This is a genomic window from Pseudoalteromonas luteoviolacea CPMOR-1 (assembly GCF_001625685.1).
GTDB lineage: Bacteria > Pseudomonadota > Gammaproteobacteria > Enterobacterales > Alteromonadaceae > Pseudoalteromonas > Pseudoalteromonas luteoviolacea_K.
The window spans coordinates 168,014-183,589 of sequence record NZ_AUYC01000012.1 but is presented as its reverse complement, the minus strand read 5'-3'; the positions used below and the strand labels follow the sequence as shown (position 1 = coordinate 183,589).

The 15,576-nt window shown below is 40.8% G+C and carries 8 protein-coding genes; 3 read left to right on the top strand and 5 right to left on the bottom strand.

The annotated features are described in order from the left end of the window. Nucleotides 1–79 precede the first annotated feature (79 nt). The gene (locus N473_RS02600; protein WP_063366681.1) at nucleotides 80–2,092 is read left to right on the top strand and encodes a GAF domain-containing hybrid sensor histidine kinase/response regulator; all 2,013 of its coding nucleotides are present in this window, start codon (nucleotides 80–82) and stop codon (nucleotides 2,090–2,092) included. A gap of 13 nt (nucleotides 2,093–2,105) precedes the next feature. Here the strand turns inward: N473_RS02600 and N473_RS02595 are convergent, their stop codons facing one another. Further along, on the bottom strand, nucleotides 2,106–4,574 hold the full coding sequence (locus tag N473_RS02595) for a putative bifunctional diguanylate cyclase/phosphodiesterase (protein ID WP_063366589.1): 2,469 nt from the start codon (nucleotides 4,572–4,574) through the stop codon (nucleotides 2,106–2,108). Between the two features lie 177 nt (nucleotides 4,575–4,751). Further along, the gene (gene apbC, locus N473_RS02590) at nucleotides 4,752–5,825 is read right to left on the bottom strand and encodes an iron-sulfur cluster carrier protein ApbC (protein WP_063366588.1); all 1,074 of its coding nucleotides are present in this window, start codon (nucleotides 5,823–5,825) and stop codon (nucleotides 4,752–4,754) included. A gap of 193 nt (nucleotides 5,826–6,018) precedes the next feature. On the opposite strand from apbC, the gene metG reads away from it, so the two are divergent. Then, on the top strand, nucleotides 6,019–8,043 hold the full coding sequence (gene metG, locus N473_RS02585; protein WP_039609772.1) for a methionine--tRNA ligase: 2,025 nt from the start codon (nucleotides 6,019–6,021) through the stop codon (nucleotides 8,041–8,043). A gap of 330 nt (nucleotides 8,044–8,373) precedes the next feature. Next, the gene (locus tag N473_RS02580) at nucleotides 8,374–9,120 is read left to right on the top strand and encodes a hypothetical protein (protein ID WP_063366587.1); all 747 of its coding nucleotides are present in this window, start codon (nucleotides 8,374–8,376) and stop codon (nucleotides 9,118–9,120) included. 66 nt (nucleotides 9,121–9,186) lie between these two features. On the opposite strand, the gene N473_RS02575 is transcribed toward N473_RS02580, so the two are convergent. The 3 genes from N473_RS02575 to N473_RS02565 form a co-directional block, all read right to left on the bottom strand. Continuing rightward, the gene (locus N473_RS02575) at nucleotides 9,187–12,780 is read right to left on the bottom strand and encodes a two-component regulator propeller domain-containing protein (protein ID WP_231099508.1); all 3,594 of its coding nucleotides are present in this window, start codon (nucleotides 12,778–12,780) and stop codon (nucleotides 9,187–9,189) included. Between the two features lie 166 nt (nucleotides 12,781–12,946). Further along, nucleotides 12,947–14,791 (bottom strand): hypothetical protein, encoded by a 1,845-nt coding sequence (locus N473_RS02570; RefSeq protein ID WP_063366586.1) that lies wholly within the window; start codon nucleotides 14,789–14,791, stop codon nucleotides 12,947–12,949. Beyond that, nucleotides 14,781–15,569: a TatD family hydrolase gene (locus N473_RS02565; protein ID WP_063366585.1), complete on the bottom strand. Its 789-nt coding sequence runs from the start codon at nucleotides 15,567–15,569 to the stop codon at nucleotides 14,781–14,783. The genes N473_RS02570 and N473_RS02565 overlap by 11 nt, the downstream gene beginning before the upstream one ends. Nucleotides 15,570–15,576: the final 7 nt, after the last annotated feature.

Sequence of the window (15,576 nt, the reverse complement as noted above, 5' to 3'; positions counted from 1 at the left end):
AATATAGTATCACCATTCTATACTTAAGATATGTCACTGCGGTTACTGACCGGCGGCCCAAAAAAAAGGATTTATGCTAGTGAGCTTTTTAAGACGATTCCATAACATCGTGTCACAGCAAAACATAAGTACAACAGAGAAAATTCAGTTATTACTTAAATTTGGGCTTGAAATCTTTGATCTGGAGATCGCCATTGTCAGTGAGGTTACTGATGCAACCTACACTATATTATATGTTGAGTCAGACAACGCAGAGCTTACTCCACAGTGCAAATTTGACTTACAAGGCACATACTGTGTTCATACGCTTAAAGCCAACAAAGCGCTGTCATTTCACCATGCTGGTAATAGCGACATCTCAAAGCACCCCTGTTATACGCAGTTTCAGTTAGAATCTTATATTGGCGCGCCTATTCGCGTTGCTAACCGAACGTTTGGTACAATCAACTTCTCTGCTGCTAAAGTTAGTCAACCTTTTACAGCTGAGCACATTGATTATGTTGAATTATTTGCGCAGTGGCTAGGCTTTGAACTTGCTAGAATTGAGTCAGAGGTTAGGTTAAGAAATAATTACAAGACGCTAAAAAAGGTTGAACAAGTTGCCGCCATCGGGAGTTGGAGGGTTAATATGTCCAATCAACAAGTATTTTGGAGCAATGAAACAAAGAAACTTCATGGTATAGACTTGAATACGACCCCTTCCCTCTCTGAATGGGTGAAATTTATTGACAGTGAGTTATATCAACAAAAGTTTTTACACGCAGTATCTCATTCCAAAAATGACGGTGAATCGTGGGAGTTAGAGTTTCCAGCAACAACACAGGATAAGCGCAAAATTTGGCTTTCATGCCATGGCGAAGTTGAATCTAAAGACGGTGGGTGCATTAACCTAATCGGCTCACTTCAAGATATCACCAAAGATGTTCTACTGAGAGAAAAGTTGAAAGATCAGAAGCTAGAAGCTGAAACACTTTTAAATGAAAGAAGTTTATTACTAGCAAAAATAAGTCATGAAATGAGAACACCATTAAATGGAATTAATGGATTGCTCTTAAACGCAATGGATGAACCTGAGCAAGCAAAAGTGACCGAAAATATACAATTGGCACTGCGCAGTACAGAGATATTAACTAGCTTAGTCAATGAGATATTAGATTTTTCTAAAATTTCCCAGAAAGGCCTTTCTCTGACTTATCATCATAGTAACATCACGCGTATTATTTACGATGTCGTCGAGCTATCAAAGCAATTAGCTAACAAAAAAGACATTGAGTTCTCATATAGCATCGACTTACCGCCACAATGTTGGGTCAAATGTGACCCTGTTAGACTGAATCAGATCATCACCAACCTGGTCAGCAATGCTGTAAAATTTACCGACTCCGGTGGCGTTGAATTAAGAGCATATTCAAAAGAACGGCAACCAGATATAGATTTATTTATTGAAGTCAATGACACAGGTATAGGCATGTCGTCTACCAGTATCAAACATTTATTCGACCCATTCAAACAAGGTGAAAACGAGGTTGGTAGTCATTTTGGAGGGACCGGTCTTGGCATGTCCATTGTGAAAGAGCTCATCGAGCTGATGCAAGGCACCATCGAAGTACACAGCATATTAAAACACGGTAGCCAGTTTAAGGTGTGTATCCCATTAACCAGTGCACCTGAGCCTAAAGCTAAGACCCTACCATCCACTAAAGAGTTTGACGCCTCAAAATTAGCGGTCCTAGTTGTCGAAGATAACGATATTAATCAAAAGGTCATCAGTGCTTTTTTAAGCAAGTTTAATATCACTCCTGATATTGCTCCCAATGGTAAATTAGCAATTCAACAATGCGAGCAAAGCACATACGACGTTATTTTTATGGATAGTATAATGCCTGTTATGGACGGACTGACCGCGACTAGCACCATTTTAGACAAAGGCCTAGTAGCAGAGCATTGCCAAATTATTGCCATGACAGCCAATACAGACGAACTCAGTCAAAAGCATTTTGCAGCTGCTGGCATGCATGACATACTTCCCAAGCCCATTGACTTTATGACACTTGGCCGAATTATCGCTACTTGTATCGAAAAAACACCGTAAATAAGCGCAAAGACTAGGACGTCAAATAGTGAATAACATCTTCGACATCGATCATTCTTTGAAGCCATGCTTTATATTGCTCAAATGGTAAAGGTCTTGATATAAAATAGCCTTGCCCAATATCACAGTGATAACTCTGTAGCTGTCGATAGCTCCCCTCACTCTCAATCCCCTCAGCAACAACAACAGAGCCTAAGCTGCGGGCCATGTCACATGTAGCCTTACAAATGGTCTGATTGGTTTTCGAGCTTTCTACATCCATAACAAAACGCTTGTCAATTTTAAGTTTATCAAAGCCCAGTTGGCTCAAATAGGCCAGGGATGAGTATCCTGTACCAAAATCATCAATGGCAACGCGTAATCCTATGCTGCGATAATCAGCCAAAGTATCAAACAGTATATTTTCATTTTCAACGGTTGCTGACTCCGTCACTTCCAATACAATTTGTGATGGTGCCAATGCATACTGATTCACCAGTTCAATGAGTTGCACCGTCAGTTCTTTACGTCCAACATCTTTTCCTGAGATGTTCAGTGATAAAGTATGGGATGGCAATAATTTGATAATCTCCGCCTGTTGCTTTAGACCAGTTTCAATGACCCACTCTGTCAGCTCAAATACAATACCTGAAGACTCGGCGATCGGGATAAACTCACTCGGCGGTACAACCCCTAACTCTGGGTGATGCCATCGAAGTAACGCTTCTGAACCATATACTCGGCCCGTGCCTAAGTGTAATTGCGGCTGTAAATATAAACTCAATTGCTCACGTTCAATGGCCACTTTCAAAGCCGACGCAATTTTTATACGCCTTTGAGACACAATGGAGTTGCCAAAATCAAACAATTGCCATTTATTTGTTCCCGCTGGCTTTGAAGCCATTGCTTGCATTGCACACTGGATCAAAGAATCTGAATTTGTTGCATGAATAGGATTACTTGCTACACCAATTTCCAATTGGTCAACTAGCAAATCACCTCCAAAATCTACCCCTTCTTCAAAACTGGCCGACAACACACAAACAAACTGCTCTACTTGGCTCAACTCGAATTTACCCAGCAAAATAATTGCAAACAAGGAATCATCCAACCGGTATATTGAGGTATGCAAACTATCGTGCCCTGCAATCACTGCATTTCCATACGTGTTAAGCTGTCCACTCACTTTATTGAGTAACTTTTTTAGGTGCGCATTGGCGTAACTCCATCCCATATTTAATCGAATGGTTTGTAATACCAAGGGTCTAAATAACAATAAGGTATGATCTTTATTCTTATTCCCCAAAGACTCTAAACTTTGCTGCAGCATATAGCGGTTTGGCGCACCGGTATCCTTGTCATGTGTTGCATAAAAGAGCAGCTGTTTTTTCTTATTCTTGTCATGCCAATATAAAAAAGAAGCGAGCAAAATGATGTGTGTAGTGATTAATACCTGATTTAATATCGATGTGTCTAAGGGTAAATAAATACCAAATTGATTAACAAATACATAGGCTTTGAACGCAAATACAGGTAACCAAGTAATCACAATCGCGAGTACTTCACTTTTATGCAGCTTGAACTGGTTCGCCAAAACAAGAAAATAAACGGCACCACACACTAGGCTTCCGAGAAAGTTAAACACGAGAGAATGCTGGGCTTTTAAAGGAGCAACCAGTACTATGAGCAACCCTAGAACCCAAATAGAAGCGCTCACCAAACGAGTAAATGCAGGTTCTGCGCGTTTAACCACCATAAAATAATTGAGAAACAACACAGCAAAAATGAGAGATAGTAAATAAACTTGATTCTGGTAGAGGGCAAAATAACTTGCGACCTCACTTGGAAAAACAAGATTGTTAGCCCCGGTAGACACACCGCTTTGAATACTAACGCAAATAAAATAAGCCGTTAAAGCAGCAAGGCCCTTTCTAGATTGACTTGCCGCCATTAAAAAAACAAATAACGTGATAAAGTAATGAATACCACTACTCACCCCTATCACAAACAACCGTCTGTTTAGTGCTTTCCCGTACTCTTCTGTAGACATAACTGACAGCGAGAGCATACCACTATACTTTGCCTGAACCTGAATATAAATATCGTAACTTCTGGTATCATCGGCCATGGCTATTGACGGTAATATATGCGCATTGGGTGCTAAATGCGCCATTTCTGGTGATACGAGTTTGTATTCTGTCACCTTACCATCAGCAACTTGATATAGCTTCAGGGTCCCCTCTATCGAGCTAGTAATAACAACCAATTGATCACTTGCCGCGCTTGAACTGGTGACTTTTACCCAGAGCGTTTCTCCTTTGACAAATTTAACGCCCTCGTTCGCAGTCTCAAAGCTGAGCTTTCTATCTATAACCGTGTCAACCGTCAATTGATTTGATGTATCGGTAAACTGTTTAACCGTAATTTGTTGTGACGCAAGCGCACACTGCCCGACAACAATAAGCCAAATAAATAAAATTAACTTTTTTATATACAACCACATACCCACCTCCTTGAGTAAGTGATTTTGATCGGCTATCCAAGAGGACTATCACAATCATGCCTACCTAACACATATCAGCTAGGTACCCTAAAACTTCATAGATAAGTATGTAGGCTGAGAGCACATTTGCCAGTGTTTGTAAGAAATAAAGTGCGCAATATGTTCTAAACGCGAAGTTTAATCATCGGTAAAAATAATTTCCACGCCTGCCGACTGCGATGATTGAAGGTTAAGCATGCTACTAATTAGTTGCGCACTGTAGATGTAATGGTCAGCAATATTATTGCCTTGCTTAATAATGTTATCACCTTTTTCCGATCCCTCTCTGATATGAATATCCAACGGAATTTCAGCCAATAAAGGGACGCCATGTCGCGCTGCCAACTCACTGCCACCGTCGCTACCAAACAACGCATTTTTTTCACCACAGTGCTGGCAGTTAAAATAACTCATATTTTCAATCAAACCAATAATCGGTAAGTTCACCTGAGAAAACATGGCAATACCTTTTTGTGCATCAGCTAATGCAAGATCTTGAGGCGTTGTTATGATAACCGCGCCGCTCGCTGGTAACTTCTGCGTCATCGTGAGTTGGATGTCACCCGTACCCGGTGGCATATCTACGATGAGATAATCAAGTTCTCCCCAATCAGTCTCATTTAACAACTGGTTGAGTGCTTGAGAGGCCATAGGGCCTCGCCAAACCGTCGCCTTTTCAGCAGGTACCAAATATCCAATCGACATCGTATTTAGTCCATACTTCTGCATTGGATTAAGCGTCTTATCATCTTTTGCACTAGGCTGCTCACCCACTAACCCTAATAATGACGGAATTGAAGGCCCATAAATATCCGCATCAAGCAAACCGACCTCAGCGCCTTCCTCTTTCAAAGCAAGCGCTAAATTCACCGCCGTAGTTGATTTACCTACACCGCCCTTCCCTGATGCAACAAGAATAATATGTTTGATTTTTTTAAATTGATACGTATCCGGTATATTGGTTTTAATAGAGATATGAACATCTTTAATGTGATGTGCAAGCAAGTATTGCTCAAGCTGTTTGCTCTGGGTACAAGCTGCAAAAGGCAACTCAATTGCAACATTGTAATAAGATGTATCCTTTTTAACAGATATTATCCACTCCGTTAAAATACCCATAGGAAAAATAGCACTGCGATACCCATTTAATCGCGTAACAATCTCAGTTTCAGTTGGATCTTCTTTACTAAAAAACTTCTTGATGCCAAACATACAAATAAAACGCCATCAGGTGATGAAAAGAACGCAGGAATTATGTAACATTCGATAAATTAAGACCAGTCAAAATCGCGTTATTAGGGCATAATCCAGTTGGACAAAAAAATTGTTCTCAATTTCACCGTCAAATTGAGCGCAAAGTTTACACTGGCGTTAGCCATAACGGCTAATTAACCATGGGAAAACTATGACAAAGAGAAAAATTCTCATTACAAGTGCATTACCATATGCAAATGGCCCAACACATTTAGGGCACCTACTTGAATACATTCAGACTGATATTTGGTCTCGCTTTCAAAAAATGCGTGGTCATGAGGCTTACTACGTATGTGCAGATGATGCGCACGGTACGCCAATCATGTTAAACGCCCAGAAGCAAGGGATCACGCCTGAAGAAATGGTCAAAAACGTAAGTATCGAAAGACAACGTGACTTTGCTGACTTCAATATTGTTTTTGACAACTACCACAGCACCCATAGTGATGAAAATAAAGCACTGAGTGAGTTAATCTATACTCGCTTAAACGACAAAGGTCACATCAAAAAACGCACTATTTCGCAGCTTTTCGACCCAGAAAAAAACATCTTTTTACCTGATAGATTCGTAACTGGTACATGCCCTACATGTGATGCAGTTGATCAAAATGGCGACAGTTGTGATGCTTGTGGTGCCACTTACAGCCCAACAGAGTTAAAAGATCCTCGCTCTGCGATGTCTGGTGCGACTCCTATTTTGAAAGACTCTGAGCACTTTTTCTTTGACCTGCCTGCTTTTGAAGGCATGCTTAAAGAGTGGCTTCACTCTGGTAGTTTGCAAGCTGAAATGGCTAACAAACTAGAAGAGTGGTTTGCTGAAGGCTTGCAACAGTGGGATATTAGCCGTGATGCACCTTATTTTGGTTTTGAGATCCCTGGTGCGCCTGGTAAGTACTTCTATGTATGGTTAGATGCGCCAATTGGTTACATGGCGAGTTTTAAAAACCTATGTGATAAAAGTGGCATCGACTTTGATGCGTTTTGGGGGAAAGACTCAGACGCAGAACTGTATCATTTTATCGGTAAAGATATTATCTACTTCCACAGCCTATTTTGGCCAGCAATGCTTGAAGGTGCTGAATTTAGGAAACCGACCAATGTATTCGCACACGGTTTCGTAACGGTAAATGGCGCTAAAATGTCTAAGTCAAAAGGTACATTCATTAAAGCTCGTACCTACCTAGAGCATTTAGACCCTGAATATCTTCGCTATTACTATGCGGCAAAGCTAAACAGTGGCATTACAGACTTAGATTTAAACCTTGAAGATTTTGCACAGCGTGTAAATTCAGATCTAGTTGGTAAAGTAGTAAATATTGCTAGCCGTTGTGCTGGTTTTATCACTAAAAAGTTCGCAGGTAAGCTAAGCAATGAAATCATGGACGAAGCGCTTCTAGCAGAGTTCAGCGCAGTTTCGGATACCATTGCGACACATTTTGAGAATCGTGAATATAGCCGTGCCATCCGTGAAATCATGACACTTGCAGACAAAGCAAACCAATTCATTGACGCGGAAGCGCCTTGGGTATTAATCAAAGACGAAACGACTCAAGAACGTGCGCATCAGGTGTGCTCGCTGGGCTTGAATATGTTCAAGATTATCCTGACTTACTTGAAGCCAGTCTTACCGGGCATGAGTGCAAATGTTGAGCAGTTCCTTGCGACTGAACTAACATGGGAAACAGTTTCTCAGCCATTAGTAGGCCATGAAATCAATAAATTTAAAGCACTAATGCAGCGTGTAGATTTGGATAAAGTAAATGCAATGGTAGATGCTTCTAAAGAAAGCTTAGAGCCTGCTAAGCCGGCTTTAGACCCTAACAGCCCGCTGGCTAAAGAACCAATCGCAGACGAAATTGAATTCAATGACTTTGCTAAGGTTGATTTACGAGTAGCTAAAATCGCCAAAGCTGAGCATGTTGAAGGCGCGGAGAAGCTACTTAAACTAACGTTAGATTTAGGTGGTGAAACTCGCCAAGTATTTGCAGGCATCAAGTCCGCTTATGCACCAGAAGACATTGAAGGCAAGTTGACCGTCATGGTTGCTAATCTTAAGCCTCGTAAGATGCGCTTCGGCATGTCTGAAGGCATGGTGCTTGCAGCAGGTCCTGGTGGCAAAGAAATATATATCTTGAACCCAGATGATGGTTCTGAGCCAGGTATGCGCGTAATGTAACCTCATACCTAACATTGGGGCATGGTAATGACAGCCATGCCCTGTATTTAAAAACTAGAATCTATTCCTCTTGAATCTTATTTATAATATTCCCTTCGTTATTATCCTGCTTCTTTATAGTACTTTAGTATTTCCCGAATTATTTGTTACTTAGCTCTTTATAAAAGTATCAGGGTATACCCAAATTAGGTTATCACGTTCTTACAGTTCAATTATTTCCAAACATAAAACAATTAAAAAGCAATCATAATTACCCTATCTAATAATGCTTTAACTAAAACACATCTCGCGATAAAGTAATTTTTAATAACATGTAAAAAGGAAATTATAATGAGAATAAAATCAGTGCTACCTATCGCGATAGTCATCCATACAACCGCCGTTGCTGGTACAGTGATTCATGATACCGATGGAACACCTGGCAGAGTAACATACTATAGCCAAGCCTCCATAAACGTTATGGTAACGCAATCTAGTTCTGCATATGATGTTCGCATATACACTCCCCATCCCACGAGCAATATACCTTGTCAATCTGCGGCCGTTTACACGCTCAATGATCATCGTTTACTAACAGGAATGGAAATTCAAGGCAAAATTCTTACAGGCAAAATACCAAAAGGGTATGAAAATAAAGAAAAGTACGTTGAACTTCGTTGCACTAATGAAACTAGTTCAACTGAACATATACGGCATCACATTGCACCTGCGCCCAAAATCAAACTAAAGAGTCAACTAGATGCAAAGCATTGGCTTGACGGCGATCACCTTTATCCAGGTTTTTATCAAGATGTCCGATATCGTGCAACCCTTAATATTGACAATAGCGAGCCAGCTGGCTTTTGTATCGCTTCAAGTATTGAAAGTGACTCTCCGCTACAATTACAACCATGGCACAATGATGGATTCACTGATGACATAATTTCATTTGATGAGGCAGTTTATTATGATGCCAGAACAGGCAGAATTGCGACGCAAATAATTTGTCGAAATACGGGAGGCACCACACGGCTATTAGAGTATTGGAATATACGGCAAGATAATATCGACCACGATATTTTCATTACAGTAAAATAGTGCATTTAACCCATATAAAATTAGACTGGTTTTACATTAAGTTTAATGAGCGCTGGTCTATTATGTTTATTTACGCTCGTTCACTTGCCGAATAGGTACTTTCAATTTCACTTCGAGCCCTTTGCCTGGCTTTGACCATGCTGATATCTCGCCTTTCAGTAATTGCGTAACCAAATTATAGACAATGTGCATACCTAAACCACACCCCCCTTGACTACGCTTAGTCGTAACGAATGGGTCAAACATTGTTTGTAAACTGCTCTCTCCCATCCCTACCCCGTCATCTTTATAAGTTAACGTCCAAAGCCCTTCAAGCTTCTGAACTATCACACTTACACTGCCTTGATCTGCTCCCTCAAAACCATGCAATATCGAGTTGTTATATAAGTTTGTTAGTATTTGATACAAAGCGCCCGGATAAGTATCCACATCAATACTCTCATCTCCATCAATTTCTAATATAATTTGCTTGCCATTGGCTAATGGGCTCAAAGACTTGAAGACATCCTCTACATAACACTTAACGTTTATTTCCCTTTGAACTTCACTTGAATGATCGACTGCGACCTGTTTAAAGTTACTGATAAGCTCCTTTGCCCGATCCAAATTTCGGCTCATCAGTAAGTAACCTTCCTGCTGCTCCTCGATAGACTGCTCTAAATCTGATTGCTTCAGTGTCTGATTTTGCAATTTAGTTGATACTTGCTTAAGGCTTTCCTGATTATATGAAATAGCGGTAATAGAAATCCCCAATGGTGTGTTGATTTCATGTGCGATCCCAGCAACAACATTACCCAAGGAGGCCATTTTCTCACTTTCAATGAGCTCTTGTTGAGTCCGTTTAAGCTCAATCATGGCTTGTTCTAATTTTTGGTTTTTTTGGTAAAGTTCATCGGTACGAACCGCAACTTTTATTTCCAAATCTTCATTCAGCAACTGCAAGGCATTTTGATGTGCTTTGAGCTCTGCAATATCCTTTAGCGACCCCGCCAACCGCTTCACTTTTCCATGGCTATCTCTGCTGACCACCTTGCCTCGCTCGAGCACCCACGTCCACTTTTCATCAATTGTTTTTACTCTAATGGCAATTTCATAAGTATCCTGCTCACCCTCTAAACATGCCTCCAGTTTTTCTTCCCACCCGATGTAATCTTTTGGATGTATAAATTGCACAGCATCATGGACAGACATCTCAGCCTGACAATGGCCATATTCAATCCTAGGCTTTACACAGTGACGATAAATCTTATCGGTATCGATATGCCAATCCCACATTTCATCTTGGCTGGCCCACAAAGAAAGCTCTAGCCGTTCTTGCAGCTCATTCATGATTTTATTATCGTTAACGACTTGCTGAAAACGCTTTTGCCTTAACCTAAACCAAAATACAAGTAACATGGAAGCGATTAAAAAATAAATCGCTTTAGTATACTTACTCCACCACCATGGAGCGTTAATTTGAATATCAAAGTGATGGATTGGAGATGTTTGATTGAAGCGATTAATGGTATAAGCTTGTACTTGATAACTACCAGGACTTAGCTTCAACAAATTAATTTGTCTAACCCCATCGGCAAGTTTTAACCACTGCTCACTGAGCCCGACAATTCGATAAAAAAACCTTAATCCTTCAGAGCCATAATCCAAACTAGAATAATGCAAAGACACAATATCTTGATCATATTCTAATTCAAGAAAAGTGGTCAGTTCAGGAGCGAGTTTTAACTCACTGTGAGTAGATGGGTGTAACGTTCTTCCTAACAGCTCAATATTAGAGGTTAAAAGGGGCCTAATTATTGGGGATATTGTAATTTGCTCTGGGTGAAATTGATTAAACCCATTAGAGCCACCAATGAACACGCGCCCATCTGGCGCTAGCCAGCTCGCGTTATAATTAAACTCATTGCCCTGAACACCATCAACCGGTAAGAAGTTATCAATTTTAAAATCATGAATGCTAATTCTGGACAGCCCACCACTCGTGCCAAACCACACGTGGTCCTGTTTATCAAACAAAAGCGCCCAAATTGCACTGTTGGCCAACCCATCGGCTTTTTTAATGACTTTAACAACTGAGAAAGTACTATCAATGACAGAAAGCCCAGTTTCACTGCCAGCCCAAATACGCCCAAAACTATCTTCTTGGAGCATAAACACAATATCAGAAGCCAAAGAGTCAGCTATCGTTAACTGTGATAACTTACCATCTTCATATTTAAAAAGGCCATCACCAATACTACCGAATATGAGCGAATTGTCTTGAACAAGTAATGATGAAACATGGCTTGGTGCATTATCCATGGCTAAGAATGGCTCAAGTTTACTCGTAGCCTCATTAAAAAATAATAATCCCATCGTACGGGAGCTAACTAACACTCTCCCCTGAAACTCGATAATATCGTTAAAACTTAATTCAGGTCCTTTCCCAACATCAGGAATGATATTGAGTAATTCGCCCCCTTTTAACTTAAACCGATAAACACCTAATCCGCGAGTCGCAATCCACATATATTCATCACGAATAAATAGCTTGGTTATGAATGCGTTCTCAACGACGGACAGTTCAGGAAAAACATGATGTGCTTGTTTAAACCCCGTTCTATCAAAAAAATACAGACCAGAGGAAGTTGCAAGCCAGAGTCGATCAAAACGATCAAGAGCAAAGTTCCTAATGTCGGGCTCAGGTAATGGGCTATGTGGGTAGTTATATTCACTAACATGACCAAAGTTCTCACTGAGCTGGCTAATAAAGTGTAACCCGCCAGTTTCGGTACCGAACCACAAGTCATGATTACTATCAACTAATACAGACATAATGCTATTGTCTTGCAACCCTAACCCTTGGCCCTCATGCTTGAACCAATGCTTCTTAAGATTACCACTTAAGTCATACAAATATACGCCATAATTACTGCCTACAAACAACCGGTCAGTTGAAATGTGGAGGTTATTCAGCTCTAGTCCCATCCCCGTGCCTACTTCTATTTCCCACAAAGTTCGCTCGTACAAAGTGTCATAACTCAGTAGTTTGTTATCCTTTGTGATTAAAAAGACCCTTTCGCCTCGCAGTGCCATATACTTGAACTCACCCGCTAGCAAAACTGCGTTCCTGTCAGACTGCATGTGATAAACCATAAAGCCACTTTCGGTTATGTAGTAAACTTGGTTGTTGTACGCTATTGCATGGCTTGGAAAGCGCCCCTGTAAATTAAAGGATTGGACTTCAAACGTACTTTTATCAATCAGATAAAACTCGTGGTTTTCTGTTGTAACAGATATAAAGTTACCATTGCAGTTAAGGGTTTTGACTCGATCTGAGGTAATCGCTTGATAGTTATCTTTTAAAAAGCTCTGAAACCGCCCAGTCACGGTGTGATATGCGCTCAAACCTGTACTGGTGGCAATCCACACGGTTTCGCCGCTGTGACATAATCCAGTCACAAATGATCCCGCTAACTCTGACGCATTTTGTTGTTTACTGGTGAATTGTTTGAATTCATGGCCATCAAAACGGTTGAGCCCCGCTTGAGTGCCAATCCAAATGTAGCCTAGTTGATCTTCAGTCAGTGCCATGATCGTCACTTGACTCAAGCCTGATTCATAATCAAACCGCCTCATAACCTGAGACGTATCGGTAAAAACAGGGCTCGCAATAGACATGCTGGGACTGAGCAGAAAAAGCATAACGCAAATAGTTATACATGCTGTTTTACTGTTCAAAGCGGTTACATATAAGCGCAGGGTCACTAGAATAAACACCACTTAAGTCTCTATAGTTAAAGGTAACTATAGCAAAAGCTACGTATCGCGCTTAACTCTGTGCGGTTTAGTTCAAATCAAACTGAGTGACTTCTCCAGTTCCGTGTAAAAGGGTGTAACCTTTGAGCTTGCCATTTTCCATGTTGACTAAACTAATTGCAGAGTCAGACACTAGATAACGACCATTTTCATAGTCGGATTTGTGTTTTGAAACAGCAAGTTGCCAACGCTTTGTGAATAAATTAAACGGGCTCCATGGAGCGAATAATGCAATATCTAGCTTCTCTAAAATCGACAATAAGCCTTTGGGGAACTCATTTTTTATCCCAGATGCAGTGAGTTGCCAAATGCGGTTATGATGTCGACCAAACCTTGCTTGCACAGAAAAACAAAATGAATAATGTACATCTCCGGATAAGATAATCGTCTCTTTCGGTGTGTCTTCTCGTTTAAAAATATTGATGAGCTTTCTGGCGGCACCTTCGTGAGCCATCCAATTTTCTACATCGACAACTAAAGGATCACCACAAGAGTTAAAAATTGATTGAATAGTCTCAATTATCTTAACTCCGAACACCGGAGCTGGGCTGACCAACAACACACTTTCGTGATTAACAAGCACATCTTGGAGCTCCATTAAACTTTCCCAGTCCAATAGTCCACTAGGCTCATCAAAATCTTGTTCACTTCTCCATCTGTGTGTTCTGGTGTCGATCACAACCACTTTTGGCGTTGTATCCAAGCAATAATGCCACTGACCAAAACGCGCGATCTCTTTATCAAAGTGCTTAAAGTCCCATGTTTGTTTATGCAAAGCGTGATGGAAACTTGCCAGTAAATTTCCCGATGCTTGCTGAGCATCATTTCCTAGCCCTTGAAACAGCCAATAGCTAATCAGTCCATTGTTAATTATGCGCTTACTAACGGCTGAATTAGCAATATTCTGTTCCCATCGAGGGGTTAGGTTCCAATCATCTGTCACATCGTGATCATCAAACATCATCAGTGTAGATACATTCGCCATCAACCTTTCCACTTTTGGTAGAGTAGAAATAAAGTCCTGCAATGCTCTAGACTCAGCTTCAAAGCACGTACCTTGCTTGTTATTAAGCGTACTGGTGTCAAATTCAAAAGGAGATACAAGTTGCCAAGCTTGCGCGCTAAAGTTTAAAACATAAAAAGCAATAAATTCTTCAATTGTAATGAGGTGATTGGCAGCCTTCACACTTGAAAAATGTGGCTCATCTTTACGCAGCCAGTAACCAACTGAAAATTTACTTCTATTCTTCCAAGACTCTTTTGGCAGATGCAAGTCTCTGCTGTAAAGCTGCTGGTCTAGCGTTTGCGGTAATGAAAGACTCAGCGGCACTTCTTTATAAATCCCCAACACATCGATCAATTGATGCACTGCAACCAGCATTGGACCCGCAACATCATCGGCATAAACCTGATCGCCTGACAATATCAGTAAACCCGCCCTATCATGGCTATTTTTGTAGCTGCGTGCCATGTAAGCATCCGCTTCAGCGAGGCTATCCTTACTCGGATGATGTGGGTTACGGCAAGAACCATGCAAAACGTTTGAAAGTACTTTTGGCACAATCAAAGCCGCATTGCCTTGGTAACTGAACCCCGTCATATCGATCGGGTTATTGTCACTAAACACGTGATAAGGCAGTTCAATATCTGTGGCAAATTCAGCGTCGAGTGGCTTTACATTAAGTAAAACGAGAAACAGAGACTCACCCAGCTGTATGTCAGTTTGCTCAGATTGCGTCTGATACCCACTAAACTCAACCCTCAAGCTAACTTTTTGAGTGGTCAAAAATTGAAAGCTTATCTGGCTTGATTCAGCTCTGCGGGCCATCGGCCCGCTTAAAAAGGTAGGTAGGTTAACTGAGTTAACTGCCATTACTGCGACTTGCTAGATTAAATAGCTGATAGAAATTATCTGTCGTTGCGCGCGCAAGCTCTTTATATGAAAGGCCTTTTAGGTCTGCAACAAAATAAGCGACATCTTGTACATAGGCTGGTTGATTCGTCTTGCCTCTGTGAGGTACAGGTGCCAAATAAGGAGAATCAGTTTCTATTAATAACCTATCCAATGGCAGCTTTTTCACAACATCTTGTAACTCTCTCGCATTTTTAAACGTTGCTATGCCTGAAATAGAAATGTAAAAACCCATATCTATGGCTTGCTTGGCCATATTCCAATCTTCAGTGAAACAATGTAGTACACCACCACAATCCTGAGCATTGTTTGCCTTCATAATATCGATGGTGTCTTTTCTGGCATCTCGTGTATGAATGATCAGCGGCTTTTTCAATTCATTAGCAACTTCAATATGACCAACAAAACTATCTTGTTGCACTTGATGCGTGTCTTTTGAGTAATAGTAATCTAACCCTGTTTCACCAATCGCAACAACCCGAGGGTGCTGCGCTAATTTTAGCAGTTGCGCTTTATTCAGAGCATCCTCTTGGTTGAGTGGGTGCACACCACATGAAGCTGAAACATCATTAAAAGGCTCAATAACCTTTAGCATATTTGGGAATTGGTCCAGCGTGACACTTACACATAAAAAGTGCTCTACTTGCCTGTCGCGGGCTGCCTGCAATACTTCAGGCAATTCAATATTTAGCTTGCCGAAATCTAAACGGTCAAGGTGACAGTGTGAATCTACAATCATTACTACT